The sequence below is a fragment of the Pseudomonas sp. MWU12-2345 genome (assembly GCF_023242385.1).
Taxonomy (GTDB): Bacteria; Pseudomonadota; Gammaproteobacteria; order Pseudomonadales; family Pseudomonadaceae; genus Aquipseudomonas; species Aquipseudomonas gingeri_D.
The window spans coordinates 131,260-158,064 of record NZ_JALLJA010000004.1 but is presented as its reverse complement, the minus strand read 5'-3'; the positions used below and the strand labels follow the sequence as shown (position 1 = coordinate 158,064).

Here is a 26,805-nt window from a genome sequence, read left to right as displayed (position 1 = left end):
TACTGAGCCGAGTAGTAACCCCTACATTGACGGAAAAAACATCCCATGGCTTTCCTTGAAATCTCCCACCTGAAAAAAGCCTTCGGCGCTCAGACCGCGGTGCATGACTTCACGATGGACATCGCCCGTGGCGAGTTCATCACCTTTCTGGGCCCATCGGGTTGCGGCAAGACCACGATTTTGCGCATGCTGGCCGGGTTCGAGGGCCCCTCGGGTGGCACCATCAAATTCGATGGCAAGGATGTGACCCACACGCCGACCAACCAGCGTAATATCGGCATGGTGTTCCAGTCGTACGCGCTGTTCCCCAACATGACGGTGGCCGAGAACATCGGCTTTGGCCTGAAGGTGGCCAAGATGCCAGCGGAGCAGATCCATGAGCGCGTCACCGAAATGCTCAAGCTTATCGGCCTTGCGGCCCTGGGCGCGCGCTATCCCTCGCAGCTGTCGGGCGGCCAGCAACAGCGCGTGGCCTTGGCCCGCGCGCTCGCCGGCAAGCCCCAGGTGCTGTTGCTGGACGAGCCCTTGTCCGCGCTGGACGCCAAGATCCGCGTGTCGCTGCGCGAAGAGATCCGTGCCGTACAACGCGAACTGGGCATCACCTCGGTCTTCGTGACCCATGACCAGGAAGAAGCCTTGTCGATCTCGGACCGCATTGTTGTACTGAGTGAAGGCCGGGTTGAACAAATCGGCACGCCGAGCGAGGTCTACAACTTTCCGCGCACCCGTTTTGTAGCCTCCTTTGTCGGGACGCTGAATCTGCTGTCCGGCGTGGTGGTGGATGCCGCGACGGGCCAGATCTCCGTGGGCGGTCAGTCTTTGGTGACATCGAACCCTATCGTTGATGCCTTCGTAGGCCAAACCCGCGCGCTGGCGATCCGACCCGAGGCCATTGTGCTGGAGCCGCCGACCCCGGGGCGCAACTCGCTGGCGGCGACGGTGGAAGACGTTGATTTTCTGGGCGCCGTAGTGCGTATCCGGGTACGCATGGATACGGTGGTCATCTCACTCGACGTGTTCAACGATCCACACCGTGCGCTGCCCCAGCGCGGCGAGAACATCACCCTGGGTTTCTCATTCGATAATCTTTTGGTACTGGAAGAAACGGCCTGAGCATGACGACCGACAACTTTGTATTGCCCGCGCAACCCGCGGGCTGGTCTGCGGCCAACCGCCGGGCCATCAACCAACTGCTGCAAACCTGGGGTTGCCGCAGTGCCGACTACAACCCGGCCAAAAAACCCTATGCGGTGTTCGACTGGGACAATACCTGCATAATGAACGACACCGAGGAATCGCTGTTGTTGTACCAGGCCGAAAACCTGCTGTTCAAACTGACACCGAGCGAGTTTGCCGAAGTCCTGTGCCAGGATGTGCCAGGTGGCTGGTTCCATGCCGATCACACCAATCTGGACGGCCAGCGTATCTCGATGGAAGACCTGGCGGCCGACATCAACGACGCCTACCAATGGTTGTACACCCACTGCGCGGTACTGGCTGGCACCCAGCCCCTGGAGGAAATCCATGCCAGCGCGCAATTCCAGAACTTCCGCGCCAAGTTCTACTTTTTATACGGTGCGTTGTGCGATACCTACCCGATGGAAGTGGGTTACAAGTGGATCATTTATTTCTACAAGAACTTCACCACGGCCGAACTGCAGGCGATGGTGTCCGACTCCATTGAACACAACCTGGGCGAGGCATTGCGCCAGGCGCCTATCCACAGCAGCACAGAGATGCCTGGCCGCGCGGGCCGGGTTGCGCCGGTGCACTTCCACGGCATGCGCGTGCATGCCGAAATTGTGGTCTTGATTGCAACTTTGCGGACCAACGGTTTCGATGTCTACATCTCCACGGCATCAATCGACGACGTGGTGCGGGTTTTTGCCTGCGATCCGAAATACGGCTACGGGCTGCCGCCGGAAAATGTCCTCGGCCTGAAGCTGGAAATGATCGATGGCAAATACACCAATGTGTATAAAAAGGACTGGCACTTCAACTGGGGACCGGGCAAGACCGTCGGTATCCAGAATGTGTTTGTCGCGCAAAAAGGCTATGGTCCAGCCCTGGTGTTCGGCGACAGCGATGGCGACGCCTGGATGATGAAGGACTTTGCCGATACACGCCTGGGGGTGATCATCAACCGCCAGCAAAAAGGCCTGATTGGGGAGAACAGCCAGCAGGCGGCCGCCACCCTGGGCCGTTCGGACGCCCGCTTTGTGCTGCAAGGCCGAGACGAGCACACCGGCTGCTTCAACGCCGATGAAAAAACCTTGCGCTACGGCCACACGGAAGCCCGCTTGCTAGCCTGAGCCCAGGCAGATTTGATGCCCGGCCCAGCGGCCGGGCATCAAGACCTCGATTACTTCGCCTGCTCTTCCGAAAACATCCGCACCACGTGCTGCGGAAACGGAATCTCGATGCCCACCGCTTTCAGACGGTCGCGCACCTGCTCATTGAACAGGAAGGTGACATCGCCGTAATCGGCGGTATTGACCCACACCCGCAAGGACATGGTGATCGAATGAGCCCCCAGCGCGGACACCACCACCACCGGCGCCGGATCGGCCAACACCCGCGGATCCTTGGCCATCTCCAGCAGCACCTCGCGGGCCTCCTGCAGATTCGACTGGAAATCCACGCCGACATCGAACACAACCTTGCGGGTGGCTTGGCGGTTGGCGTTGGTGATGATGCCGTTCGACAGATTGCCGTTGGGCATGATCACCGTCTGGTTGTCGCCGGTACGCAGGATGGTGTGGAAAATCTGGATGCTGTCGACCGTCCCGGTCACCCCTTGCGCGGTGATCGTGTCACCCAGGCGAAACGGCCGGAACAACAGAATCAACACCCCACCGGCGAAATTCGCCAGGCTGCCCTGCAACGCCAGACCAATGGCCAGGCCTGCCGCACCGATGGCCGCGACAAAGGAGGTGGTCTCCACACCGATCATCGAGGCGACGCTGACAATCAGCAGCACCTTGAGGATGATATTCGCCAGGCTGCTGATAAACCCCTGCAGCGCCAGGTCGGCATTGCGCAACGCCAGCAGCTTGCCCACGCGGCGGGTCAGGTTGTTGATCAACCACCAACCGATACACAGGGTGACGATAGCCAGCAGCACACGGCTGCCGTATTGCATGATCATCGGGATCCAGGCCTCGGAGGCCTTCACCAACTGATCCACTTGTGCATTCAAATCCATTGTTCTCTCCGGTTACCATGCGATGACCCGACGAAACGATGCCTGCCGCGCAGGGCGACCCACCGTTTCACCGTGGCTGGGCCCTCCGACGCCGATAACTCCCAGAGGTTCCCTGACAGCCTAGATCAGTCGCGGAAATTGTTGAATTGCAGCGGCACATCGAATTCCTTGGCCCGCAGGTTGGCAATCGCCTCCTGCAGATCGTCACGCTTCTTGCCGGTAACCCGTACCTGCTCGCCCTGGATGGCGGCCTGGACCTTGAGCTTGGCGTCCTTGATGTGCGCGACGATTTTCTTCGCGGTGTCCTTGTCGATACCTTCCTTGAAGGTCGCTTCCTGCTTCATCAGCTTGCCGGACGCGTAGGCGTCCTTGATTTCCAGGCATTTGACGTCGATCTTGCGCTTGACCAGGGACATGCGCAGGATCTCCAGCATGGCTTCGAGCTGGAACTCGGCTTCGGCGGTCAAGGTGATGGTCTGCTCCTTGTCCTTGAACTCGAAGGAGCCTTTGCCCTTGAGGTCATAACGACGGTCCAGTTCCTTGACGGCGTTCTCGACGGCGTTGGTGACTTCGTGCTTGTCCAGTTCGGATACCACGTCGAACGACGGCATCGTATTTCTCCAAAATAAAATCGGCGCCGCTCAATACCGATGGAGCGCGCCTGGTTTGACGGTTAAAATCCGCGAGCATTATAGCGGTTCTTCCCACTCATTCACTTGTGAGTCACCCATGCCGAACCCGGATCTGAGCATTTTGCTGGTGAGTGATGAGAATCTGGCCAGCAGTACGCTGGGCAGCAGCCTCCAGCGCGCGGGTTATCAGGACATCCGTCAGGCCAATGACGGCGTCCTGGCACTGGAGCAACTCGACCAGCGGGCCGCCGGCCTGCTGATCTGCGCGGGAAGCGCAGGTCTGGCGCTTGCCGCCAAGGTCCGACAAAGGGACGAGATGAACGATCACAACACCTACGTGATCCTTATCAGCGACCAATCGCCCTCGATCCTGCTGGACGAGACCTCGGACAACGACATCGACGACCTGCTCGCCCCGGCCGATGTCGAGCGCCATCTGCTGACCCGGGTGCTCGCCGCCGACCGCCTGTGCAACACCTTGCAGCGCCTGCGCCAGGAAAACCGCCTGTTGCGCCAGAACATCGCCAGCCTCGAACAGCGCAATCTGGTGGACTCCCTGACCGGCCTGGGCAATGCCCGCTACCTGCGCCAGAAGCTCAGCGACAGCCTGCGCCAGGTCCAGGCCCGCGGCGGAGCCATCTGCTACCTGCTGATCGGGATCGAACAGGCCGAGTCGCTGCAACGCCAATATGGCAACGACCTCTACGACGAGCTGCTGCAAGCCATCGCCCGCCGCCTGCAACAACTGGTGCGGCCACTGGATGTACTGGCGCGCCTGGACGAGCGGCATTTCGTCCTGATGACCTTGCCGGCCGACCTGCAGGAATGCGCCCCGAGCAGCTTCAAGCGCCTGCATGAAGGCCTGAACCTCAAGACCTTCATGACCAACGCAGGTCCCATCGAGCTCAAGGCCGGCATCAGCCTGATCGGCCTGGACAGCAAGTGCTTCCCGCTGGACCCGCAAACCCTGTTCGATGAGTCCGAGCACCTGTTGCTCGAGTCCTATGCCGGCGGCGTGGTCAGCGCCAAACGCCTGCCGGCGCGTAGCTGATGAGCACCCACTGGCATGTACTGGGCGCCGGTAGCCTGGGTAGCCTGTGGGCCACCCGGTTGGCCAGGGCCGGCCTGCCGGTGACATTGATTCTGCGCGATGCGGCGCGGCTGGCGGCGTACGAAGCGGCAGGCGGCCTGACCCTGGTCGAACAGGGTCGGGAACAACGTTTTGCGATTCCGGCCGAAACCCTCGACAGCCCTGCGCCCATCCAGCGCCTGCTGGTCGCGTGCAAGGCCTACGATGCCGAGGCCGCAGTCACCCGCCTCGCGCCGCGAATCGCCCCCGGCGCAGAGCTGGTGTTGTTGCAAAACGGCCTCGGCAGCCAGGACGCGGTCGCGGCCCGCGCACCCCACGCCCGCTGTCTGTTCGCCTCCAGCACCGAGGGCGCCTTTCGCGACGGCGACTGGCGCGTGGTGTTCGCCGGTCACGGTTTCACCTGGCTGGGGGACGTTGCCCATCCGCAACCACCGTACTGGCTCGATGACCTGACACTGGCCGGCATTCCCCACGAATGGAACACCCAGATCCTCACCCGACTCTGGCGCAAGCTGGCGCTCAACTGCGCCATCAATCCGCTGACGGTGCTCTACGATTGCCGCAACGGCGGCTTGCTGGAACACCATTGTGAAGTCGCCACCCTCTGCGCCGAACTGACCGAACTGCTCGAATGCTGCGGCCAGCCGGCCGCCGCCCTGGACCTGCAGAGCGAAGTGGAACGGGTGATCCAGGCCACCGCGGCGAACTACTCCTCCATGCATCAGGACGTCACCCAGGGGCGGCGCACCGAGATCGGCTACCTGCTGGGTTATGCCTGCGCGGCGGCGGCCCGCCATCACCGCAGCCTGCCGCACCTGAGCCGCCTGTATAACCGGCTGGTGGCCCATCTGATGGCAAAGGGCGTGCCCAGCACCTGAGCTCGTCAACATAAGCCGTCCCGCGCAAAAGACCGGGCTCAAGCGACGGTTTGATACACTTATGGACGGCACGGCAGTCGAACCCCGCCCGCCGCCATTCGCCTCTCGAAACAGGACAACCGATGCCTCTGCGCCAGCGCCTCGAAAACCTGCCGGTCGGCCAAAAACTTCTCGCCGCCCTACTGGTCCTGCTGACCACCGTATTACTGGTCGCCAACCTGACGTTCATCAGCGCCGCCTACTGGATCTCCCAGGAGAGCATGGCACCCCAGGCCTTGCAGACCATCGGCCGACTGATATCGAGCCCGAACCTGATCAGCCAGGCCCTCGACTCGCCGGAAGCCGCCGAAGCCCTGCTCAAGGAACTCGACAGTTACTCGCCGCTGCGCGCCGCCGCGATCTATGACGGTCCGGGCAATCGCATGGCGCAGCTGCAACACGGCGATCACCTGAAACTGCCGGAGCGCTTTCGCCATATCGAAGCCTGGCGCCTGACCGAGTTTCGCAGCAACCAGGTCATCGAGATGCCGCGCCCGGGCTCGGCGCCCGGACACCTGTTGCTGGTGGCCAGCAGCGAACTGCCGGTGGCGTTCTACACCGGCACCCTGACCGCCAGCCTCGGCATCCTGACCTTCAGTATCCTGCTGTGGCTGATCATCGCCCGCCAGATCAAGCGCCTGATTACCCGACCGATCCACGAACTCGAAGAGCTATCGCGCCAGGTCACCCGGGAAGAGAACTACTCATTGCGGGCCTCGCGCGGCAACCACGACGAAATCGGCAGCCTGGCCGAAGCCTTCAATACCATGCTGTCGCGCATCGAGGCCCGGGAGCAGCAGCTCAAGCGCGCCCGCGATGACGCCCAGGGCGCCTACGACCAGGCCCAGGGTCTGGCCGAGGAAACCCGCCACACCAACCGCAAGCTGGAACTCGAAGTCCAGGTGCGCAGCAAGATCGAGAAAAAGCTCACGGGCTTCCAGAACTACCTCAACAGCATCATCGACTCCATGCCCTCGGCCCTGATCGCCCTGGACGAGCAACTCTATGTCACCCAGTGGAACCAGGAAGCCAGCGCCCTCTCCGGCACGCCGCTGGACGAAGCGCTGAACCAGCCGATCTTCCTCGCCTTCGAACCGCTCAAGCCGTTCCTGCCGCAGCTCAAGGAAACCGTCGAGCAACACAGCGTGGCGAAGATCGAGCGGGTGACCTGGATCAAGGACGACGAAGCCCGCCACTATGCCCTGACCTTCTACCCGCTGATGGGCGGTGCCGGACGTGGCGTGGTGATTCGCATCGACGATATCTCCCAGCGCCTGTCGCTGGAGGAAATGATGGTGCAATCGGAAAAAATGCTCTCGGTCGGCGGTTTGGCCGCGGGCATGGCCCACGAAATCAACAACCCCCTGGGGGCCATCCTGCACAACGTGCAGAACATCCGCCGACGCCTGTCCAAGGAGCTGCCGAAGAACCTCGAATACGCGCAACAGGCCGGCATCGATCTGGACACCGTCAACCGCTACCTGCAAAGCCGCGAAGTGCCGCAACTGCTCGATGGCATCCAGCAGGCCGGCGCGCGGGCGGCGAAGATCGTCACCCATATGCTCAGCTTCAGCCGGCGCAGCAACCGTGAAATGGCCCCTTGCGACCTGCCGGCCCTGATCGACCAGGCGGTGGAAATCGCCGGCAACGACTTCGACCTGACCATCGGCTTCGACTTCAAGGGCCAGGCGATCATCCGCCAGTTCGACCCGCAACTGGGCCCGGTCCCGGGCACCGCCAACGAGTTGGAGCAGGTGCTGTTGAACCTGCTGAAAAACGCTGCCCAGGCCATCCACCAACGCGAGGACGAACGCGAACCCGGGCGCATTACCCTGCGCACCCGCCTGAATCCGCCCTGGGCAGAGATCCAGGTCGAGGACAACGGTGTCGGCATGCCGGAGCATATCCGCAAGCGCACCTTCGAACCCTTCTTCACCACCAAGGAAATCGGCCAGGGCACCGGGTTGGGTCTGTCGGTGTCCTACTTCATCATCACCAATAACCATAAAGGCCAGATGGAAGTGCAATCGGCGCCGGGCGCGGGCACCTGCGTGACCCTGCGCCTGCCGTTGGCCGGTAGCCAGGCGGCGCTTCCCGAACTGAGCAAAGCGGAGTCTTGAGCATGGGTTTTCGTCTGTCGAAAATTTACACACGTACCGGCGATGCCGGGGAAACGGGACTGGGCGATGGACGTCGGGTGCCGAAGGACCATCCGCGGATCGAAGCCATCGGCGAGGTCGATATGCTCAACAGCCAGCTGGGACTGCTATTGGCCGGGTTGGCGGAGCTGGTGGTGATTCATCCGGAGTTGAATGAGCTGATCGAAGTGCTGGCACCGGTTCAACATCGGTTGTTCGATCTGGGCGGTGAACTGGCGATGCCGACCTACCAGGCCCTCGATGCGGCCGAGATCCAGCGCCTGGAAACCGCCATTGATCGCTGGAACGAAGAGTTGGGCCCACTGGAAAACTTCATCCTGCCGGGTGGCTCGATGCTGATTGCCCAGGCCCATATCTGCCGCAGCCAGGCCCGTAGCGCCGAGCGGCGTTGCCAGCAGTTGAATGCCGTTGAACCTTTGGGAGGGGTTGGCCTGGCTTACATCAATCGGCTGTCGGACTTGCTGTTTGTGGCGGCAAGGGTAATTGCACGGCGCGAGAAGATTGCCGAGATATTGTGGGAGGCGGCGAAGAAGCCGGTCTCCCACTGATCTAGAGCCGTGCTTATTGCGGCCAGAATGCCCGAATACCGGCCACGCCCTGTGCGCCGGTTTCCCAGGCACGCTGCAATTCGTTCGGCCCAACCCCGCCCAGCAGATACACCGGCTTGTTGAAGCCCGAGATCAACTGCCCGGCCTGCTCCCAACCCAGCGGCTGCGCCTCCGGATGGGTCTGCGTCGGTTGCACCGGCGACAGCGTGACAAAGTCCACGCCCATCTGTTCGGCCAAGGCCAGCTCTTCAGCGTTATGGCACGAAGCGGCCAACCAGCGCTCCGCCGGCAACGGCCGCCCGGCACTGGCGTACTTGCGCAACTGCGCGGACGTCATGTGCCAGCCCGCCGACGGGAAATCCCCCAGCCATTCGAAAGGCCCCTTGAGCATCAGCTGTGCCTTGCCCGCACACAACCCCACCGCGTCCACCGCCAGGTCGCGGTACTTCGGGTCATAACCGTTGGGCGCCCGCAGTTGAACCAGCTTGATCCCACCGGCAATCGCCTTCTGGATCCCCTTGAGCAACTGCGGAGTCTCCAGGCCATCGGGAGTAATCAGATACTCCGCCGACAAACGGGCGGCGGCGACAATCGGCTGGTTGGCCGCCGGAAACTCGTAGTCCGCCAGCTCCCGCGCACTGACCCAGGCCAGCGGCTGCCCCTCGACACCGTGGGGGTCGCCGGTAAAAGCCGAAACCTCCCAGACATCCAGCAAGACCTGCTTGTCCGGATAATCGTGCCGCACCTTGATCAACGGTCGGGCAGCACTGACCACGATGCCCAGCTCTTCCTGAAGCTCGCGGGCCAGGGCCACCTGGACGGCTTCGCCGTCCTCGACCTTGCCGCCGGGAAACTCCCAGAGACCGCCCTGGTGCTGGGTATCCGCCCGACGGGCAATCAGGATGCGACCGTCAACACCCCGGATGACCGCCGCCGCCACATGAACGCGTTTCACGTTGAAACCTCCTGCTCGAACCTGTGGATCAGGTGCGGTATTCCGCGTTGATCTTCACGTACTCGTGGGACAGGTCGGTGGTCCAGATGGTTTCACTGCACTGGCCGCGACCCAATTCGATACGAATGGTGATTTCTTCCCGAGCCATGACCGCCGAGCCCTGCTCTTCGGTGTAGCTCGCCGCACGAGCGCCACGGCTGGCGATGCAGACTTCGCCGAGGAACACGTCGATCTTGCTCACATCCAGGTCCGGCACACCGGCGCGGCCGACGGCGGCGAGGATACGGCCCCAGTTCGGATCGGAGGCAAAGAGCGCGGTCTTGATCAGTGGCGAATGCGCCACGGTGTAACCGACATCCAGGCATTCCTGGTGATTGCCGCCGCCGTTGACTTCGACGGTGACGAACTTGGTCGCGCCTTCGCCGTCACGAACAATGGCCTGGGCCACATCCATGCACACTTCGAACACGGCCTTTTTCAGCGCGTCGAACAACGGGCCGCGAGCCTCGGTGATTTCCGGCAGCCCGGCCTGACCGGTGGCGATCAGCATGCAGCAGTCGTTGGTCGAGGTGTCGCCGTCGATGGTGATGCGATTGAACGACTTGTTGGCGCCGTCCAGCATCAGGCTGTGCAGGACCTCACGGGAGACCTTGGCGTCGGTGGCGATGTAGCCGAGCATGGTCGCCATGTTCGGACGGATCATCCCCGCGCCCTTGCTGATCCCGGTGACGGTAATGGTCACGCCGTCATGCTGGAACTGGCGGCTCGCACCCTTGGGCAGGGTGTCAGTGGTCATGATGCCGGTGGCGGCAGCGGCCCAGTTATCCACGGACAGGTCATCCAGGGCCGCCTGCAAGGCGCCTTCGATTTTCTCTACCGGCAACGGCTCGCCGATCACCCCGGTGGAGTACGGCAGCACGGCGCTTTCATCGACACCGGTCAGCTCGGCCAGCTTGGCGCAGGTCCGCGCGGCGGCGGCCAGGCCCGGCTCACCGGTTCCGGCGTTGGCATTGCCGGTGTTGGTCAACAGATAACGCACGTTGCCCTGGACGCGCTGCTTGGCCAGGATCACGGGTGCCGCGCAAAACGCGTTGAGGGTAAACACCCCCGCCACCGTGGAACCTTCAGCGCAGCGCATCACCACCACATCCTTGCGCCCAGGGCGCTTGATACCGGCCGAGGCGATACCGAGTTCAAAACCGGCAACCGGGTGCAACGTAGGCAAAGGACCAAGACCAACAGCCATGAAAGCGCTCCTTTTAATGTGATATCTGCACTGCCGTCACAAGGGCAGTGTTTCAAATGGAAAAACGCCGCGACGGCTAATGCCGGTCGCGGCGCAGGTATTTCAGTATCCGGTAAAGACCTTAGCTGATCTGACCATGGCAGTGCTTGTACTTCTTGCCCGAACCGCAGTAGCACAGTTCGTTACGGCCCAGCTTCTGCTCGTTGCGCACCGGCGCGGTGGCCAGGGCGACATCGACTTCTTCACCGAGGATTTCCGGCGCGTCCAGGCCTGGGGCTTCAGCGTGCTCGAACTGCATGCGCTGGGCCAGGGCTTCGGCTTCCTGACGCAGGCGCGCTTCTTCTTCGATCGGATCTTCGCGACGCACCTGGACGTGGGAGAGGACACGAATCGAATCGCGCTTGATCGAGTCCAGCAGCTCGGAGAACAGGGTGAACGACTCGCGCTTGTATTCCTGCTTCGGGTTCTTCTGCGCATAACCACGCAGGTGGATGCCGTGGCGCAGATGATCCATGGTCGACAGGTGGTCTTTCCACAGGTCGTCGAGCACACGCAGCACGATCTGCTTCTCGAAGGTGCGCAGCGCTTCGGCACTGGCCTGCTCTTCTTTTTCGTTGTACGCCAGCAGCAGCTCGCTGAGCAGCTTCTCGCGCAGGGTCTCTTCGTACAGGTGATCGTCTTCGTCGAGCCACTGCTGGATCGGCAGTTGCACGCCGAAATCGTTCTGCAGGGCCGCTTCCAGACCCGCCACGTCCCACTGTTCTGGCAGCGACTGTGGAGGAATATGGGCGCTGACGGTGGCGTTGAGCACGTCCTGACGGAAGTCGGCGATGGTTTCACCGATATTGTCGGCGGCCAGCAACGTGTTGCGCATGTGATAGATCACTTTACGCTGTTCGTTGTTGACGTCGTCGAACTCGAGCAGTTGCTTGCGAATGTCGAAGTTGCGGCCTTCGACCTTGCGCTGGGCCTTTTCGATGGCGTTGGTCACCATGCGGTGCTCGATCGCCTCGCCTGGCTGCATGCCCAGGGCCTTCATGAAGTTCTTCACCCGGTCCGAGGCGAAGATACGCATCAGGCTGTCTTCCAGGGACAGGTAGAAACGGCTGGAACCGGCGTCACCCTGACGACCGGCGCGACCGCGCAGCTGGTTGTCGATACGACGGGATTCGTGACGCTCGGAAGCGATCACCTGCAAGCCGCCCGACTCGAGCACCTGCTGGTGGCGTTTCTGCCAGTCGGCCTTGATCTGGGCGATCTGCTCAGGCGTCGGGTTTTCCAGGGCCGCCACTTCGACTTCCCAGTTACCGCCCAACAGGATGTCGGTACCGCGACCGGCCATGTTGGTGGCGATGGTCAGGGCGCCAGGGCGACCGGCCTGGGCGATGATTTCCGCTTCTTTCTCGTGGAACTTGGCGTTCAGGACCTTGTGCTCGATGTTCTCCTTATTGAGCAGGCTGGACATGTGCTCGGAGGTCTCGATGGTCGCCGTACCCACCAGCACCGGACGGCCCTGGGCCAGGGACTCCTTGATGTCGGTGATGATCGCCGCGTACTTCTCTTCGGCGGTGAGGAACACCAGGTCGTTGTAGTCCTTGCGCGCCAATGGCTTGTTCGGCGGGATGACCGTCACTTGCAGGCCGTAGATCTGGTGGAACTCGAATGCTTCGGTGTCCGCGGTACCGGTCATGCCGGACAGCTTGGTGTACAGGCGGAAGTAGTTCTGGAAGGTGGTCGAGGCCAAGGTCTGGCTTTCGGCCTGGATATTCAGGTTTTCCTTGGCCTCGATGGCCTGGTGCAGGCCCTCGGACAGGCGACGGCCGGGCATGGTCCGGCCGGTGTGTTCGTCCACCAGGACAACCTGGCCTTCCTGGACGATGTATTCGACGTTGCGGTTGAACAGCTTGTGGGCACGCAGGCCGGCATACACGTGGGTCAACAGGCCCAGGTTGTGCGCCGAATAGAGGCTCTCGCCCTCGGCCAGCAGGCCGACCTGGGTCAGCATCTCTTCGATGAACTGGTGACCGGCTTCGTTGAGCTCGACCTGACGGGTCTTCTCGTCGACGGTGAAGTGGCCTTCCTTGGTCACCACGCCTTCCACTTCCTCGACGTGCAGCTGGAGGCGCGGGATCAGCTTGTTGATCTCGGTGTACAGCCGCGAGCTGTCTTCGGCCTGGCCGGAGATGATCAGCGGGGTGCGGGCTTCGTCGATCAGGATGGAGTCGACTTCATCGATCACGGCGAAGTTCAGCTCGCGCTGGAACTTCTCTTCCATGCTGAACGCCATGTTGTCGCGCAGGTAGTCGAAACCGAATTCGTTGTTGGTGCCATAGGTGATGTCGGCGGCGTAGGCGGCACGCTTCTCTTCCGGCGGCTGGAACGGCGTGACCACGCCGACCGTCAGACCGAGGAATTCATAAAGCGGGCGCATCCAGTTGGCGTCGCGGCGGGCCAGGTAGTCGTTCACCGTGACCACGTGCACACCCTTGCCGGACAGCGCGTTGAGGTAAACGCCCAGGGTCGCCACCAGGGTTTTACCCTCGCCGGTGCGCATTTCCGCGATCATGCCTTCGTGCAAGGTCATGCCGCCGATCAACTGCACGTCGAAGTGGCGCATGCCCATGACCCGCTTGCCGGCTTCGCGGGCGACCGCAAAGGCTTCGGGCAGGAGTGTGTCGAGGGTCTCACCTTGGGCTATGCGGGCCTTGAACTCTCCGGTCTTGGCACGCAACTGCTCGTCCGAAAGGGCCACCATTTGCTCTTCGAAGGCATTGACGATCTGTACCGTCTTGAGCATGCGTTTGACTTCACGCTCGTTCTTGCTTCCAAAAAGTTTCTTTAACAAAGGCGCAAACATATCGGCAGGTTCTTCCACACATAGGGATGGAGGGCGGCCCCGTGAGTCGCCCGAGCAGCCCTCATGGCCGCATGCGAACGAGTATTCTACCCGGAAACGATGGTGAGGAAAGTGGCGTTAATCCACGATGCTGGCACAGCGCTGTGACGGGGCCACTCTAAAATAAGGTCTTTTTCCCGAACTTCAAGCCATCGAGTGCAGACGTTAACCGCGGACTTTAGGGCCAAAGACGATTCACATCAATGGCCGCGGGCAGAGCGGGCGCTTCTGCTACCATGGCGACTCTGTTTCTTCAGGTGTCTGAACCATGGCATTTCGCCCCCTCACGGCCCGGGCTCCCGCCGCCCTGCTTCGCGAAGCCAAGCCGCTGAAAGCCATTTTCGGCCATGCCCAACGCCTTGCGCATTTGCAGCGCCTGGTGGAAAGCCAACTGCAACCCGCCGCCCGCGAGCACTGCCACGTGGCGTCGTGGCGCGAAGGCAGCCTGTTGCTGATCGTCACCGACGGGCACTGGGCGACCCGCCTGCGCTACCAGCAGAAACGCCTGCAACGGCAATTACAGGCGTTCGAGGTGTTCGAGAGCCTGACCCGCATCCTGTTCAAGGTGCAGCCGCCGACCGTGCCCCAGGGCGCGGTGGGCCACACCATGGATTTGTCGGTGAGCGCAGCGCAAACCATCCAGGACACCGCCGACGGCATCAGCGACCCGAACCTGCGCGCCGCCCTGGAGCGCCTGGCCAGCCACGCCAAGCCCAAGACCTGAGCCGGCGGCCTCGCCGCCTCCCCGACGACCTGATCGCCTGTTCCTGGAAGGCTTCAGCGCGCTCCATCCCGAGAAACCCGCCAGGGCTATCCGTCCGGCGGGACGCAGTTGCCCTGGTTAATCTTTGCGTCGATTCAGTCGATAGCAAGAGGCCAACCCAGAAAACAATCAAAAACAATCCGGCTTTCCCCCAAGAAGAGCCCCCAAGGAGCAGAGGAACAGCTTAGGTTCAACGCTGCCCAGCGCGCACCACCGGCCATCGCCTACCTGGACACCCAAAACTTCAGCGGACCTTGAACGCCATGAACAAAAACCTCAAATTCAGTCACAAGATCCTGCTGGCCGCGTCGCTGATCGTACTCGCGGCCTTTGCGCTCTTCACGCTGTACAACGATTACCTGCAACGCAATGCAATCCGCGATGACCTCAACAGCTATCTGCATGAAATGGGTGGTGTCACCGCCAACAATATCCAGACCTGGCTGACCGGCCGCAGCCTGCTGATCGAAAACCTGTCCCAGTCGGTCGCCCTCAATGCCGACCCGGCCAACGTCTCCAACCTGCTGGAACAGAAGGCCATCACCTCGACCTTCATGGGCGCCTACCTGGGCAACAAGGACGGCAGCTTCATGATCCGTCCGGACAGCAAGATGCCCGACGGCTACGACCCCCGCGCCCGCCCCTGGTACAAGAGTGCCGAGAACAGCAGCGGCTCGGCCCTGACCGAACCCTATATCGACCTGGCGTCCGGGCAGTTGGTGATTTCCATCGTCAACACCGTGCGCAAGGCCGGCCAGAGCATCGGCGTGGTGGGCGGCGACCTGAGCCTGCAAGCCATTGCCGACAGCCTCAACGCCTTGAGTTTCGACGGTAACGGCTACGCCTTCCTGGTCAGCGCCGATGGCAAGATCCTGGTGCACCCGGACAAGGCCCTGGTAATGAAAAGCCTCAGCGACGCCTATCCCCAGGACACCCCGCGCATCGGCAACGAGATCAGCGAAACCGTGGCCAACGGCAAGACGCGCATCGTCGCCTTCGCCCCGATCAAGGGCCTGTCTTCGGTAAGCTGGTATGTCGGCGTGTCCGTGGACAAGGACAAGGCCTTTGCGATGCTGAGCAATTTCCGCAGCTCGGCCGTGATCGCCACCACCATCGCCGTACTGATCATCATCGCCCTGCTCGGCCTGTTGATCCGTGCGCTGATGCAACCGCTGCACGTGATGACCCGTGCCATGCAGGATATCGCCGACGGCGAAGGCGACCTGACCCGGCGCCTGACGATCGAGTCCCAGGACGAGTTCGGGATCCTCGGTAGCGCCTTCAACCGTTTCGTCGAACGCATCCACACCTCGATCAGCGAAGTCTCCTCGGCAACCCAACAGGTCAACGAAGTGGCCCTGCGGGTGGTCAGCGCCTCGAACTCGTCGATGCTCAACTCCGATGAACAGGCCAGTCGCACCAACAGCGTCGCCGCGGCCATCAACCAGCTGGGTGCCGCCGCCCAGGAGATCGCCCGCAATGCCGCCCAGGCCTCGACCCAGGCCAGCGACGCCCGCGGCCTGGCCGCGGACGGTCAGCAGGTGGTGGAACGCAGCATCAAGGCCATGCACCAGTTGTCGGAAATGCTTGCCACGTCAAGCACCAACATCGAGTCGCTGAACAGCAAGACGGTGAATATCGGGCAGATTCTCGAAGTGATCACCAGTATTTCCCAGCAAACCAACCTGCTGGCCCTCAACGCCGCCATCGAGGCGGCCCGGGCCGGTGAGGCCGGACGCGGCTTTGCGGTGGTCGCGGACGAGGTGCGCAACCTGGCTCATCGCACCCAGGAATCGGCGCAGCAGATCCAGACCATGATCGAAGAATTGCAGGTTGGCGCCCGAGAATCGGTCGGCACCATGGGCCATAGCCAGCGCCACAGCCTGGAAAGTGTGGAAATCGCCAACCTGGCCGGCGAACGCCTGAGCAGCGTGACCCAGCGGATCAGCGAGATAGACGGCATGAACCAATCCGTCGCCACGGCCACCGAAGAGCAAACCTCGGTGGTCGAGTCGATCAACGTGGACATCACCGAGATCAACACCCTCAATCAGCAAGGTGTGGAGAACCTGCAGTCAACCCTGCGGGCCTGTACCGACCTGGAACAGCAGGCTGCGCGATTGAAGCAGCTGGTGGGCAGTTTCAGGATTTAAGCGACGCAGAAGAGTCTGCGGGCTTGTCTGCTTCGGACTCTTCCTGCAACTGCTGCCAGAGTTCGGCGGCACCGGGAAACTCGGTGCCGTCTTCAGGAGTCATTGCGTCGGTGTCGTAACGGCTCAGACAGCCCTCACCCACGGTCGGCGGCGCCTTGGAGGTTGCCTTGTCGAGTGTATCGCTCATCGCCACACCTCCAGGCTCGTCAACGGGCTGTCAGAACACCACGGTCTTGTTGCCATGCACCAGCACACGATCTTCCAGGTGATAACGCAGGCCACGGGCCAGCACCATCTTCTCGACATCGCGACCGAAACGCACCATGTCTTCGATGCTATCACTGTGGCTGACACGGACCACATCCTGTTCGATGATCGGCCCCGCATCCAGCTCTTCGGTTACATAGTGGCAAGTTGCCCCAATCAACTTCACGCCACGCAGGGACGCCTGATGATAAGGCTTGGCACCGACGAACGATGGCAGGAAGCTGTGATGGATATTGATGACCTTATGCGCATACTCGCGGCACAGTGCCGGCGGCAGGATCTGCATGTAGCGCGCCAGTACCACCACATCGGCTTCGTGATGTTTGACCAGACGTGATACTTCGGCAAACGCCGGCTCTTTGTCCTGCGGGTTCACCGGCACGTGGTAGTAGGGAATACCGTGCCACTCAACCATGCTGCGCAGGTCATCGTGGTTGGAAATCACGCAGGCGATCTGGCAATCCAGTTCGTCACTGTGCCAACGGTGCAACAGGTCCGCCAGGCAATGGGACTCACGGCTGGCCATCAACACCACGCGCTTCTTCTGCTCGGTGTCGGTGATGCGCCAGGTCATGGAAAATTCTTCGGCGATCGGGGCAAATGCCTCACGAAAGGCCTCCAGACCAAACGGCAGGCTGTCAGCACGAATCTCGTGGCGCATGAAGAACCAGCCACTGAGGTTGTCGGAGTGGTGACTCGCTTCGGTGATCCAACCGTTGTAAGACGCTAAAAAGTTACTGACTTTGGCAACGATGCCAACGCGGTCGGGGCAGGCAATCACCAGCCGGAAAGTGCGCATGGGGGGAGAACTCCAGAACTTCGCAAAGGTCGCCATTCTAGCCAGTACGGAAAAAAACTGCAGTATTCGTTGCACCGCCGGCCCACTCCTGTCCCGGCACCCGTTTCTCCCCTCGCTTGTAGTGGGCTTTCTCCGAGTGACGCGACGCAGCGCGCCGATAATTCAAACATCGTCACAACAAGACGGCTCTTGGCTCGCGCAGCAAAAACATCTAAGTCGGCGACAAGGACACACCTAAGTTTCAAATTAAATGCAATAAACCACCTATTAAATGTTTACTTGCTCAAATACTCTGACTACTATTGCGTCACTGTACCCCTGTCGTCCTGACTCAACATAAGGTAGTGTCCATGTCCCTGATCCAGAAATACCACGCCACCCAGGAAGCCATCAAAGAACTGCAAGCCCAAATGGCCGCCATGGAAAAAGACGGTGCCCTGAAAAAAGAAATGGAATTCGAAAGCAAACTGCGCACTCTGCTGGGCGAGTACAACAAGGCGCTGCCAGATGTCATCAACATCCTGGACCCACAGGCCAAAGCTGGCAAAGCCGTACGTGGCGCCGTGAAAACCACCGGCACCAAGCGCGCGCGCAAGGTCAAGCAATACAAAAACCCGCACAACGGTGAAGTGATCGAAACCAAAGGCGGCAACCACAAGACTCTGAAAGAGTGGAAAGCCAAGTGGGGCGGCGACGTGGTTGAAAGCTGGGCTACCCTGCTGGGCTAAGCCAAGCCGGTCACGGACGCTATTCGCGACCTACAAAAAACGCCAGTTCACTGGCGTTTTTTTATTGTCCGCAATTTAATCGTGGGCGTGTTTAACCGACCGTCACGTTAAAGCGTGCGCACAAAGAGTGTGCATAGTCCTGCCACTGCTCCAGTACCTGACGCTGCACCGGTGTTGCATTCGGCAAACACTTCATGAGGTGCTCGGTAAAATCCGCCAGGGTATTCGGCGCGCCCCACGCCGCCTCGGTCAGACGCTGTCGGCAGAATGTCCGCCAACGTTGTTGCTCTTCTTCACTCAGGCTGGTGGGAAAGTTGCGTGCCCGGTAACGAAATAATAATTCCGGCAACCGCTCATCATCGAAAGGCCATTGCCCGCGCGCCAACTGCTCGGGCTCCGCACTGCGAACTTGCTCACACAAACGCCGGTCGCGGTCGCCGATAAAGCCATCGTATAACTGCTGCTCCGGATCCTCGCTGGGGGCAAAATCTTCGCCGGCATAAAGGGCCTGGACTTTATCCCGCCAAACTTCCTGGGCCTCACTCAGTTGCTGGCGGCGCGCCTCATAAAGCGCCATGTCCAACTGCAAACGTTTCTGGTCTTCGCCACGCAATACCTTTAGCGGCGCCACCACCGGGCAACGATTGACATGAATCAACTTGAGCGGCACCGGCAGTTGTCCTTCGGCACGCGCCTCATGACGGATGTACAGCTGCTGGCGCAAGGTTTCGGCATCCAGATCGAATAACGGCTGCGGATCCTGGGATAGATCACAGACAATCAAGGCATTGCGGTTACGCGGGTGCCAGGCCAACGGCAGGACCACCCCCAGGTAATGACGCGCGGCCGAGAAGCGTCCGGAAATATGCACCATCGGCTGTAACAGACGAATCTGATCCATGACCCGCTGTTTGCTGCGCAACTGAAACAGCCAGTCATATAACTTCGGCTGTTTCTCGCGGATCAACCGCGCCAGAGCAATGGTGGCACGCACATCGGACAAGGCTTCATGGGCGTGACCATGATCGATGCCATTGGCCGCGGTCAGGCGCTCGAGCTTGAGGGTCACCCGTCCGTCCTCCTCGGGCCAGACGATGCCTTGCGGACGCAGTGCATAGGCCGCCCGCACCACATCGATCAGGTCCCAACGGCTGTTGCCACCCTGCCACTCCCTGGCATAGGGATCGAAAAAGTTTCGATACAGGCTGTAACGGGTGACTTCGTCGTCAAAACGCAAGGTGTTGTAGCCAGCACCACAGGTCCCCGGAAGGGACAACTGGGCGTGCACGCGGGTCATGAAGTCGGCCTCGACCAAGCCCTGCGTGGCAAGTTGCTGCGGAGTGATGCCGGTAATCATGCAAGCCGCCGGGTGCGGCAGGATATCCTCGCTGGGCCGGCAATACAGGTTGACCGGTTCATCGATCTCGTTGAGCTCGGCATCGGTACGGATGCCCGCCACCTGCAAGGCGCGATCAGAGCGCGGGTTGATCCCGGTGGTTTCGTAGTCGTACCAGAAGATGGAGGTCACGGCGGGTTCCTGAACAGAAGACCGACGCAGTCTAGGCGCTCAGCGCCCCCTCGGACCAGCATCCCGTAACAACTGGGCGCAGCAACTTCGATACCGTTCATTACAGAGTTAAGTTGCTTAGCCGGACGCCGCTGGCTAGGATCGGGCCTCTGTCCGCAAGGACCGGCCATCTTGTCGTCGATTTCAGCACCGAAAAGGAAGACTGCGCTGCAAACACCCCTGGACACCTACTATCGCGTCGAAACCCCGGAAGGTATCGACCTGCCCCTGCGTCCGGCCGGCCTGCCCGTGCGGGCAGTGGCGTTCGCCATCGACCTGGGCGTGCGCGGCGTGCTGCTCGGCGTGCTGCTGAGCAGCCTGATGCTGCTGGGCAAGCTCGGCCTGGGTCTCGGCTCGATCGTGCTGTTCCTGGTCAGTTGGTGGTACATGGTGCTGTTCGAAGTGCTGAACCAGGGCCGCTCGCCGGGCAAGCAGATGATGGGCCTGCGGGTCGTGCATGATGACGGCACGCCAATCGGCTGGGCCGCTTCCTTGACCCGTAACCTGCTGCGTTTTGTCGACATGCTGCCGTTCGGTTATTTCCTCGGCGCCGTCAGTTGCCTGCAACACCCGACTTTCAAGCGCCTCGGCGACCTGGCCGGCGGCACGCTGGTGGTCTATCGCGAACAGCCGTTGCCACGTCCCAGCCTGCCCCAGGCGACACCCCGTAGCGCGCCTTTCATCCTGCATCTGGCGGAACAACGCGCCGTGCTGAGTTTCGCCGAACGCCAGGGCGACCTCAGCGCCGAACGCACCCGCGAACTCGCGGCGCTGCTGGCCACGCCCCTGGGCGTGCCGGCCTCCCGGGCCGCGGCTGAATTGAACGGCATTGCCCACGGACTGCTGGGCCCGCTATGAAACAGAGCCTCTTTGAAAGCCGCCATCAGCCCGAGTGGCAACGTTTTGCCCAATGGCTCGAGCAGATGGAGCGCGGCAAGGCGAAAGCCACCGACTTGCGCGAATTCCCAGCCCATTACCGCCGCCTGTGCCAACAACTGGCCCTGACCCAGGAACGCGGCTACAGCAGCCATCTGGTCGATGCCCTGCAACAGCTGGCCTTGCGTGGGCACCAGCAGCTCTATCGGCATCGCAGCCACCTCGGCGCCTCGGTGCTGGGGTTCGTCTTCGCCGGTTTCCCCCGCCTGGTGCGCGAACAATGGCCGTTCGTCCTGGTCGCCGGGGTGCTGTTCTTCGCCAGCCTGGGGCTGACCGGCCTGCTGATCTATCTGTTTCCGGACCTGGTCTACAGCATCGTCAGCCCGCAGCAGGTCGCCGACATGCAAGCCATGTACGACCCCGCCGCCAGTCGCCTGGGGCGCACCGTCGCGCGAGCCTCCAGTGAAAACTGGGTGATGTTCGGCTACTACATCATGAACAACATCGGCATTGCCTTTCAGACCTTCGCCGGTGGCCTGCTGTTTGGCCTCGGCAGCCTGTTCTTCCTGCTGTTCAACGGCCTGACCATCGGCGCGGTGGCCGGTCACCTGACCCAGATCGGCTACGGGCAGACCTTCTGGTCCTTTGTCATCGGCCACGGCGCCTTCGAACTCACCGCCATCGTCCTGTCCGGGGCCGCCGGCCTGCAACTGGGCTGGGCACTGGTGGCGCCGGGACGCCTGTCCCGTGGCGAGGCCCTGCGCCTGAACGCGCAGAAAAGTATCCAGATGGTCGGCGGGGTGATCCTGTTCTTGCTGATCGCCGCCTTTATCGAAGCCTACTGGTCGTCCATGAGCCATCTCGCGCCACGGCTCAAATACACGGTGGGCGCGGGGCTCTGGCTGCTGGTGGGCGCCTATCTGCTGTTGGCCGGACGGAGCCAGCATGCGCCTGACTGACGCCAGCGTTGCCATTCGCCCCCGCAGCACCTGGGAAGCCATGGACCTCGGCGTGCTGCTGGCCCAGCAACATCGCGGCTTGTTGATGGGTTCCTGGGCACTGGTCACCTTGCCGGTCTTCGCCCTCCTGAGCCTGCTGCTCTGGGAACATCCCTCCATCGCCCTGTTGCTGTTCTGGTGGCTGAAACCGGCATTCGAGCGCTTGCCGCTGTACATCCTGTCCACGGCCCTGTTCGGCGATACACCCACCCTGAAACAGGCAATCAAGGCCTGGCCGCGCCTGCTCAAGCCACAACTGCTGGCGAGCCTGACCTGGCGGCGCCTGAGCCTGACTCGCAGCTTCACCTTGCCGGTGCAACAACTCGAAGGCCTCGACGGCCAGGCCCGCCAGCAGCGCCTGCGAGTACTCCTGCCCCAGAGCCTGAGCGCGGCGCGCTGGCTGACGCTGATCGGCGCGCATCTGGAATATGTCCTGTGGATCGGCCTGATGGCGGTGTTCTATCTATTGTTGCCCCGGCAGATCGATATCGACTGGCACTGGCAGAAACTGCTGTTCGCCGCCCAGCACGAGTGGCTCTGGCTGGAACACCTGAGCAACGCCTTCTACGCGCTGATCCTGATCCTCTGGGAGCCGATTTATATCGCCTGCGGCTTCAGCCTCTACCTCAACCGCAGGACCGTGCTGGAAGCCTGGGATATCGAACTGATTTTCCGCCAGTTGCGCCAGCGCCTGCTGCCGGTGGTCGCCGCACTGCTGCTCGGCGTCGGCCTGTTGTCGATGCCCTTCGCGTCACCGGTCATGGCCGCCGAACCACCGGCACCAGACACACCAAGGCTGCTCAAGCAACCGCTGACCAGCCAGGCCTCCCAGGACGCGATCAAGGCACAGTTGCAGGCACCGCCGTTCAAGAACCCGGAAACCGTCACCCGCTGGCGACTGGGCGAAGCGTCCGCCAAGACTGGCGACAAAGCCTCTTCCGGCTGGCTGAAGGCCCTGCTGGAGCGTTTTGACAGCCGTATCGTCGGCACACTCGCCCAAAGCCTGGAGATTCTGCTCTGGGCGGCGCTGTTCGGCTTGCTGGCCTGGTTGGCCTGGCGCTATCGGAATGGCTTGCAAACCTTTGTCGGCCGGCGCCCGAAGCCACGGGCCAAAGCCGTCCCGAGCGCCACGCCGCAACTGTTCGGCCTGGCGCTGGACATCGACAGCTTGCCCGGTGATATCGCCGCCAGCGCCGAGGCCCTCTGGCCCCAGCAGCCGCGCGAAGCCATGAGCCTGCTCTACCGTGGTCTGCTCAGCCGCCTGCTGCATGACTACCAACTGCCCTTGAAAAGCGCCGATACCGAAGGCCAGGTCCTCGAACGGCTCGGTCAGTTACCGGAACCCGCTCTGCAGGCCTTCAGCCAGGAACTGACCCGCCACTGGCAGAACCTCGCCTACGGGCATCGCCTGCCAACAGCCCACCAGCAACAGGCGCTGTGCGAAAACTGGCGACAGTTGTTCGGTCCGGGAGCCGTCCGATGAACCGGCGCCTGTCCTGGCTGATCGGCCTGGCACTGCTGGCGGTACTCGCAGGCGTCGGCCTCTACCTCTATCACAAGGCCACACCCTACACAGAGGTCATCGATCACGGCCCTTCGCCCGAAGCCCGCGCCAACCCTTACCTGGCCGCCGAGCAGTTTCTGCGCCAGCGTGGCCTGAAAGTCACCCATGCCAACAGCCTGGATATCCTGCCCGGCCTCGACCCGCGCGGGCGGAACCTGATGCTGCTGGGCGAGCGCTCGAACATGACCCCGCGCCAGGCCGACCAGTTGCTCAACTGGGCCCGGGCCGGTGGGCGGCTGCTGTTCGTCGCCGAGGCCCTGTGGAATCCCAAGACCGGCAGCAGTGGCGACCTGCTGCTCGACCGCGTGCAGTTGCACCAGTTGCTGAGCAAGGACCTCAAGGGCGACGGCCCGGAACCGGAAGACGAGCGTTACCCGCTGTTGACCCGCATGTACCTGGAAGACGAAGACGCTCCGGCCTACTTCAGTTTCGACACCGCGTTCCACTTGTCCGACCCGAAGAACCTGGCGCAATCCTGGGCCAACAGCGCCACCTCCACCCACTTGATGCAACTGGAGTACGGCGCCGGTACGGTCACCGTGCTGACCGACGCCGACCTCTGGACCAACCACGCCATCGGCCGTTACGACAACGCCTGGCTGCTCTGGTACCTGGCCCAGGACAGCGACGTGACCCTGCTGTTCAATACCGACCACGACAACCTGCTCACCCTGTTGTGGCGCTACTTCCCCCAGGCCCTGGTCGCCCTCGCCACCCTCCTCGGCCTGTGGTTGTGGCATGTCGGCCTGCGCCAGGGACCGCTGCAGGCCCCGGCGTCCCGGGCGCGCCGACAATTGCAGGAACACCTGCGGGCCAGCGCCGACTTCCTGCTCCGTCGCAGCGGCCATGAAGCCCTGCTACAGGCCTTGCAACAGGACATCCTGCGCCGGGCCCGCAAGCGTCACCCCGGTTTCGAACGACTCGGCGTTGCCGAACAATGGCAGGTGCTCGCGCGCCTGACCCGCCAACCCACCAGCGCCATCAGCCAGGCCTTGCGCCCGCGACCCAGGCAACGCCTTTCCAGCGTCGACTTCAGTCGCCAGGTCGCCCACCTGCAAACCCTCAGGAATGCCCTATGAGCGAACAACAAGCCGAACCGACCAGCCCGGTTGACGCCGAGGCCCATGCCCAGCAGCAGCGCCATCGCGCCAGCCAGTTGGCCCAGGCGGTGCGCCACGAACTGCAAAAGGTGCTGATCGGCCAGGACAGGGTGATCGACGACGTGCTCACCGCACTGATCGCCGGTGGCCATGTGCTGCTCGAAGGCGTCCCCGGGCTGGGCAAGACCCTGCTGGTGCGGGCCCTGGCGCGCTGCTTCGGCGGCGACTTCGCCCGTATCCAGTTCACCCCCGACCTGATGCCCAGCGACGTCACCGGCCATGCGGTCTACGACCTGCAGACCGAACAGTTCAAACTGCGCAAGGGCCCGCTGTTTACCAACCTGCTGCTGGCGGACGAAATCAACCGTGCCCCGGCGAAAACCCAGGCGGCGCTGCTCGAAGCCATGCAGGAACGCCAGGTCACTCTCGAAGGTCGCGCCCTGCCCATCGCCCAGCCGTTCATGGTGCTCGCCACCCAGAACCCGATCGAACAGGAAGGCACCTATCCGCTGCCCGAGGCCGAACTGGACCGTTTCATGCTCAAGCTGCGCATGGACTACCCCGATGCCCAGCAGGAGCTGGACATGGTCCGCCAAGTGACCCGCTCGACCAAGGCCGACATGCTCGAAGTACAACCCCTGCGCACCCTGTTGCAGGCCAAGGATGTATTGGCCTTGCAGCGGATCGCCAGCGAGTTGCCGCTGGACGAGCAGGTCCTCGACTACGCCGTGCGCCTGGCCCGGGCCACCCGCAGCTGGCCGGGCCTGACCCTCGGTGCCGGACCGCGGGCCTCCATTGCCCTGGTTCGCGGCGCCCGGGCCCGAGCCTTGCTGCGCGGCGGTGAATTCGTGATCCCGGACGATATCAAGGGCTGCGCCCTGGCCGTACTGCGGCATCGGGTACGAATCGCCCCCGAGCTGGATATCGAAGGGCTGTCGGTCGACCAGGTGCTCAAGCAACTGCTTGACCAGGTCCCGGCACCGCGCCAGTGAGGCCCGCGCGTCCATGAGACCTTCACGGCTGCTGTTGATCTGGCTGGGTGTCCTGCTGGCGCTGGGCATTGGCCTGGGCACCCTCAGGGCCCTGGGCGTCGAGCTGCCCGAGCGCCTTGGCTCGATTGGCTGGGGCTTGCTGCTGGCCTTGCTGCTGTTGAGCCTGCTGGATGGGGCTCGACTCAGGCGCTTGCCCTCGCCGCACGTGAAACGCAAGCTGCCCGGCAGCCTGGCATTGGGGCGCTGGGGCGAAGTGCACCTCGAACTCAGTCACGACCACCCCACGCCCCTACGGGTGCAGCTCTTCGATCACGTTCCCGATGGCCTGGCGTTCGCCAACCTGCCCCAAGCCATTACCTTGCAACCGGGCGAAGGCAGCGAGCTGACCTATCGCGTGCGGCCCTTGAGCCGTGGCCATTTTCGCTACGCGCGTTGCGAAGTCAGCCTGCCCAGCCCGTTGGGCCTGTGGTCCGAGCGACGCTACCTGGCGCTGGCCGATGCGACCCGTGTCTACCCGGATTTCGCCCGCCTTTATGGCGCCCAGTTATTGGCCGTCGACAACTGGCTCAGCCAACTCGGCGTACGCCAACGCCAGCGTCGCGGCCTGGGCCTGGAATTCAACCAGTTGCGCGAATTTCGCGAAGGCGACAGCCTGCGTCAGATCGACTGGAAAGCCACCGCCCGGCAACGCACGCCGATTGCCCGGGAATACCAGGATGAGCGCGACCAGCAGATCGTCTTCCTGCTCGATTGCGGGCGGCGGATGCGCAGCCAGGACGGTGAGCTGGCGCACTTCGACCATGCCCTCAACGCCTGCCTGTTGCTCAGCTATGTGGCCTTGCGCCAGGGCGACGCGGTGGGCCTGTGCACCTTTGCCGGCGAGCAGCCGCGCTTTCTCGCCCCGGTCAAGGGCCAGGGTCAGCTCAATGTGTTGCTCAACAGTGTCTACGACCTGAACAGCACCCAGCGCCCGGCGGACTACCAGGCCGCAGCCAGCCAACTGCTGGCCCGACAGAAACGCCGGGCCCTGGTGGTACTGGTGACCAATCTGCGCGATGACGACGATGAGGCACTGCTGACCGCCGTCAAACGTCTTGGCCGCCAACATCGGGTGCTGGTGGCCAGCCTGAGGGAAGAAGTGCTCGACCAATTGCGCCAGGCGCCGGTACAGACCCTGCCTGAAGCCCTGGCCTACTGCGGCACCGTGGATTACCTGAATGCCCGGGCCACTCTTCATGAACGACTGGCCGCCCACGGCGTACCGGTACTCGACGCCCGCCCGAGCGAACTCGGGGCCGATCTGGTCAGCCGCTATCTGAGTTGGAAAAGAGCCGGAACCCTTTAGGACCC

The 26,805-nt window shown here is 62.4% G+C and carries 23 protein-coding genes; 15 read left to right on the top strand and 8 right to left on the bottom strand.

Features of this window, described 5'->3' with window-relative positions; translation table 11 throughout:
- Positions 1 to 45 precede the first annotated feature (45 nt).
- Both M5C71_RS10920 and M5C71_RS10915 read left to right on the top strand, forming a co-directional pair.
- Complete coding sequence (locus M5C71_RS10920; RefSeq protein ID WP_103496677.1) at positions 46 to 1,113, top strand: ABC transporter ATP-binding protein; 1,068 nt, start codon at positions 46 to 48, stop codon at positions 1,111 to 1,113.
- A gap of 2 nt (positions 1,114 to 1,115) precedes the next feature.
- Positions 1,116 to 2,312, top strand: coding sequence for a haloacid dehalogenase-like hydrolase (locus tag M5C71_RS10915; protein ID WP_248767809.1), 1,197 nt, complete (start codon positions 1,116 to 1,118; stop codon positions 2,310 to 2,312).
- 50 nt (positions 2,313 to 2,362) lie between these two features.
- Here the strand turns inward: M5C71_RS10915 and M5C71_RS10910 are convergent, their stop codons facing one another.
- Both M5C71_RS10910 and M5C71_RS10905 read right to left on the bottom strand, forming a co-directional pair.
- Positions 2,363 to 3,205: a mechanosensitive ion channel family protein gene (locus M5C71_RS10910; protein ID WP_103496675.1), complete on the bottom strand. Its 843-nt coding sequence runs from the start codon at positions 3,203 to 3,205 to the stop codon at positions 2,363 to 2,365.
- A gap of 125 nt (positions 3,206 to 3,330) precedes the next feature.
- Positions 3,331 to 3,816, bottom strand: a complete 486-nt coding sequence (locus M5C71_RS10905; protein ID WP_103496674.1) for a YajQ family cyclic di-GMP-binding protein — start codon at positions 3,814 to 3,816, stop codon at positions 3,331 to 3,333.
- Positions 3,817 to 3,934: 118 nt separating this feature from the next.
- Between M5C71_RS10905 and M5C71_RS10900 the strand changes: the two genes are divergently transcribed.
- The 4 genes from M5C71_RS10900 (at position 3,935) to M5C71_RS10885 (ending at position 8,551) form a co-directional block, all read left to right on the top strand.
- Positions 3,935 to 4,888: a diguanylate cyclase gene (locus M5C71_RS10900; protein WP_103496673.1), complete on the top strand. Its 954-nt coding sequence runs from the start codon at positions 3,935 to 3,937 to the stop codon at positions 4,886 to 4,888.
- On the top strand, positions 4,888 to 5,805 hold the full coding sequence (locus tag M5C71_RS10895) for a putative 2-dehydropantoate 2-reductase (protein ID WP_152738147.1): 918 nt from the start codon (positions 4,888 to 4,890) through the stop codon (positions 5,803 to 5,805). The genes M5C71_RS10900 and M5C71_RS10895 overlap by 1 nt, the downstream gene beginning before the upstream one ends.
- 122 nt (positions 5,806 to 5,927) lie before the next feature.
- Positions 5,928 to 7,964: an ATP-binding protein gene (locus M5C71_RS10890; RefSeq protein ID WP_103496671.1), complete on the top strand. Its 2,037-nt coding sequence runs from the start codon at positions 5,928 to 5,930 to the stop codon at positions 7,962 to 7,964.
- A 2-nt stretch (positions 7,965 to 7,966) separates the two neighbouring features.
- Positions 7,967 to 8,551 (top strand): cob(I)yrinic acid a,c-diamide adenosyltransferase, encoded by a 585-nt coding sequence (locus M5C71_RS10885; RefSeq protein WP_103496670.1) that lies wholly within the window; start codon positions 7,967 to 7,969, stop codon positions 8,549 to 8,551.
- 13 nt (positions 8,552 to 8,564) lie between these two features.
- Here M5C71_RS10885 and M5C71_RS10880 read toward each other — a convergent pair whose 3' ends face one another.
- The 3 genes from M5C71_RS10880 to secA all read right to left on the bottom strand — a co-directional run bounded on the left by M5C71_RS10880 (position 8,565) and on the right by secA (position 13,609).
- On the bottom strand, positions 8,565 to 9,506 hold the full coding sequence (locus M5C71_RS10880) for a Nudix family hydrolase (RefSeq protein ID WP_248767808.1): 942 nt from the start codon (positions 9,504 to 9,506) through the stop codon (positions 8,565 to 8,567).
- Between the two features lie 28 nt (positions 9,507 to 9,534).
- Positions 9,535 to 10,752: a bifunctional glutamate N-acetyltransferase/amino-acid acetyltransferase ArgJ gene (gene argJ, locus M5C71_RS10875; RefSeq protein WP_103496668.1), complete on the bottom strand. Its 1,218-nt coding sequence runs from the start codon at positions 10,750 to 10,752 to the stop codon at positions 9,535 to 9,537.
- Between the two features lie 121 nt (positions 10,753 to 10,873).
- Complete coding sequence (secA, locus tag M5C71_RS10870) at positions 10,874 to 13,609, bottom strand: preprotein translocase subunit SecA (protein WP_103496667.1); 2,736 nt, start codon at positions 13,607 to 13,609, stop codon at positions 10,874 to 10,876.
- 307 nt (positions 13,610 to 13,916) lie between these two features.
- On the opposite strand from secA, the gene M5C71_RS10865 reads away from it, so the two are divergent.
- Positions 13,917 to 14,372, top strand: a complete 456-nt coding sequence (locus M5C71_RS10865; protein WP_152738144.1) for a DciA family protein — start codon at positions 13,917 to 13,919, stop codon at positions 14,370 to 14,372.
- A gap of 302 nt (positions 14,373 to 14,674) precedes the next feature.
- Positions 14,675 to 16,564: a methyl-accepting chemotaxis protein gene (locus M5C71_RS10860; RefSeq protein WP_248767807.1), complete on the top strand. Its 1,890-nt coding sequence runs from the start codon at positions 14,675 to 14,677 to the stop codon at positions 16,562 to 16,564.
- Here M5C71_RS10860 and M5C71_RS10855 read toward each other — a convergent pair.
- Positions 16,554 to 16,751 carry a hypothetical protein gene (locus tag M5C71_RS10855; RefSeq protein WP_103496664.1) on the bottom strand — a complete coding sequence of 66 codons (198 nt, stop codon included), beginning with the start codon at positions 16,749 to 16,751 and terminating at the stop codon, positions 16,554 to 16,556. The two genes, M5C71_RS10860 and M5C71_RS10855, sit on opposite strands and share 11 nt — an antisense overlap.
- Before the next feature lie 30 nt (positions 16,752 to 16,781).
- A complete protein-coding gene (purU, locus tag M5C71_RS10850) occupies positions 16,782 to 17,630 on the bottom strand; it encodes a formyltetrahydrofolate deformylase (RefSeq protein WP_103496663.1) in 849 nt (282 codons plus the stop codon).
- A 350-nt stretch (positions 17,631 to 17,980) separates the two neighbouring features.
- Here purU and mvaT point away from each other — a divergent pair, with 350 nt between their 5' ends.
- Positions 17,981 to 18,358 carry a histone-like nucleoid-structuring protein MvaT gene (mvaT, locus tag M5C71_RS10845; protein ID WP_103496662.1) on the top strand — a complete coding sequence of 126 codons (378 nt, stop codon included), beginning with the start codon at positions 17,981 to 17,983 and terminating at the stop codon, positions 18,356 to 18,358.
- 91 nt (positions 18,359 to 18,449) lie between these two features.
- On the opposite strand, the gene sbcB is transcribed toward mvaT, so the two are convergent.
- Positions 18,450 to 19,886: an exodeoxyribonuclease I gene (gene sbcB / locus M5C71_RS10840; protein WP_103496661.1), complete on the bottom strand. Its 1,437-nt coding sequence runs from the start codon at positions 19,884 to 19,886 to the stop codon at positions 18,450 to 18,452.
- 171 nt (positions 19,887 to 20,057) lie between these two features.
- Between sbcB and M5C71_RS10835 the strand changes: the two genes are divergently transcribed.
- From M5C71_RS10835 to M5C71_RS10810, 6 genes are read left to right on the top strand one after another with little or no spacing between them, the layout of a single operon-like run.
- Entirely contained in the window at positions 20,058 to 20,783 is a 726-nt protein-coding gene (locus M5C71_RS10835; protein ID WP_248745086.1) for an RDD family protein, read from the top strand.
- Entirely contained in the window at positions 20,780 to 21,760 is a 981-nt protein-coding gene (locus M5C71_RS10830; RefSeq protein WP_152738129.1) for a stage II sporulation protein M, read from the top strand. Before M5C71_RS10835 ends, M5C71_RS10830 begins: the two co-directional genes overlap by 4 nt.
- Positions 21,747 to 23,282 (top strand): DUF4129 domain-containing protein, encoded by a 1,536-nt coding sequence (locus M5C71_RS10825; protein WP_248767806.1) that lies wholly within the window; start codon positions 21,747 to 21,749, stop codon positions 23,280 to 23,282. The genes M5C71_RS10830 and M5C71_RS10825 overlap by 14 nt, the downstream gene beginning before the upstream one ends.
- Positions 23,279 to 24,442: a DUF4350 domain-containing protein gene (locus M5C71_RS10820; RefSeq protein ID WP_248767805.1), complete on the top strand. Its 1,164-nt coding sequence runs from the start codon at positions 23,279 to 23,281 to the stop codon at positions 24,440 to 24,442. Before M5C71_RS10825 ends, M5C71_RS10820 begins: the two co-directional genes overlap by 4 nt.
- Complete coding sequence (locus tag M5C71_RS10815; protein WP_100938794.1) at positions 24,439 to 25,455, top strand: MoxR family ATPase; 1,017 nt, start codon at positions 24,439 to 24,441, stop codon at positions 25,453 to 25,455. The genes M5C71_RS10820 and M5C71_RS10815 overlap by 4 nt, the downstream gene beginning before the upstream one ends.
- A 13-nt stretch (positions 25,456 to 25,468) precedes the next feature.
- Positions 25,469 to 26,800: a DUF58 domain-containing protein gene (locus tag M5C71_RS10810; protein ID WP_248767804.1), complete on the top strand. Its 1,332-nt coding sequence runs from the start codon at positions 25,469 to 25,471 to the stop codon at positions 26,798 to 26,800.
- Positions 26,801 to 26,805 lie beyond the last annotated feature (5 nt).

Excerpts from the sequence above, each read along its gene's own strand:
- M5C71_RS10825 (WP_248767806.1), top strand. The coding sequence starts at position 21,747 with ATGCGCCTGACTGACGCCAGCGTTGCCATTCGCCCCCGCAGCACCTGG.
- M5C71_RS10915 (WP_248767809.1), top strand. The coding sequence starts at position 1,116 with ATGACGACCGACAACTTTGTATTGCCCGCGCAACCCGCGGGCTGGTCT.
- M5C71_RS10905 (WP_103496674.1), bottom strand. The coding sequence starts at position 3,816 with ATGCCGTCGTTCGACGTGGTATCCGAACTGGACAAGCACGAAGTCACC.
- secA (WP_103496667.1), bottom strand. The coding sequence starts at position 13,609 with ATGTTTGCGCCTTTGTTAAAGAAACTTTTTGGAAGCAAGAACGAGCGT.
- argJ (WP_103496668.1), bottom strand. The coding sequence starts at position 10,752 with ATGGCTGTTGGTCTTGGTCCTTTGCCTACGTTGCACCCGGTTGCCGGT.
- M5C71_RS10860 (WP_248767807.1), top strand. The coding sequence starts at position 14,675 with ATGAACAAAAACCTCAAATTCAGTCACAAGATCCTGCTGGCCGCGTCG.
- M5C71_RS10895 (WP_152738147.1), top strand. The coding sequence starts at position 4,888 with ATGAGCACCCACTGGCATGTACTGGGCGCCGGTAGCCTGGGTAGCCTG.
- M5C71_RS10820 (WP_248767805.1), top strand. The coding sequence starts at position 23,279 with ATGAACCGGCGCCTGTCCTGGCTGATCGGCCTGGCACTGCTGGCGGTA.
- M5C71_RS10815 (WP_100938794.1), top strand. The coding sequence starts at position 24,439 with ATGAGCGAACAACAAGCCGAACCGACCAGCCCGGTTGACGCCGAGGCC.
- M5C71_RS10900 (WP_103496673.1), top strand. The coding sequence starts at position 3,935 with ATGCCGAACCCGGATCTGAGCATTTTGCTGGTGAGTGATGAGAATCTG.
- M5C71_RS10910 (WP_103496675.1), bottom strand. The coding sequence starts at position 3,205 with ATGGATTTGAATGCACAAGTGGATCAGTTGGTGAAGGCCTCCGAGGCC.
- M5C71_RS10810 (WP_248767804.1), top strand. The coding sequence starts at position 25,469 with ATGAGACCTTCACGGCTGCTGTTGATCTGGCTGGGTGTCCTGCTGGCG.
- M5C71_RS10865 (WP_152738144.1), top strand. The coding sequence starts at position 13,917 with ATGGCATTTCGCCCCCTCACGGCCCGGGCTCCCGCCGCCCTGCTTCGC.
- M5C71_RS10890 (WP_103496671.1), top strand. The coding sequence starts at position 5,928 with ATGCCTCTGCGCCAGCGCCTCGAAAACCTGCCGGTCGGCCAAAAACTT.
- purU (WP_103496663.1), bottom strand. The coding sequence starts at position 17,630 with ATGCGCACTTTCCGGCTGGTGATTGCCTGCCCCGACCGCGTTGGCATC.
- M5C71_RS10855 (WP_103496664.1), bottom strand. The coding sequence starts at position 16,751 with ATGAGCGATACACTCGACAAGGCAACCTCCAAGGCGCCGCCGACCGTG.
- M5C71_RS10830 (WP_152738129.1), top strand. The coding sequence starts at position 20,780 with ATGAAACAGAGCCTCTTTGAAAGCCGCCATCAGCCCGAGTGGCAACGT.
- mvaT (WP_103496662.1), top strand. The coding sequence starts at position 17,981 with ATGTCCCTGATCCAGAAATACCACGCCACCCAGGAAGCCATCAAAGAA.
- M5C71_RS10920 (WP_103496677.1), top strand. The coding sequence starts at position 46 with ATGGCTTTCCTTGAAATCTCCCACCTGAAAAAAGCCTTCGGCGCTCAG.
- M5C71_RS10885 (WP_103496670.1), top strand. The coding sequence starts at position 7,967 with ATGGGTTTTCGTCTGTCGAAAATTTACACACGTACCGGCGATGCCGGG.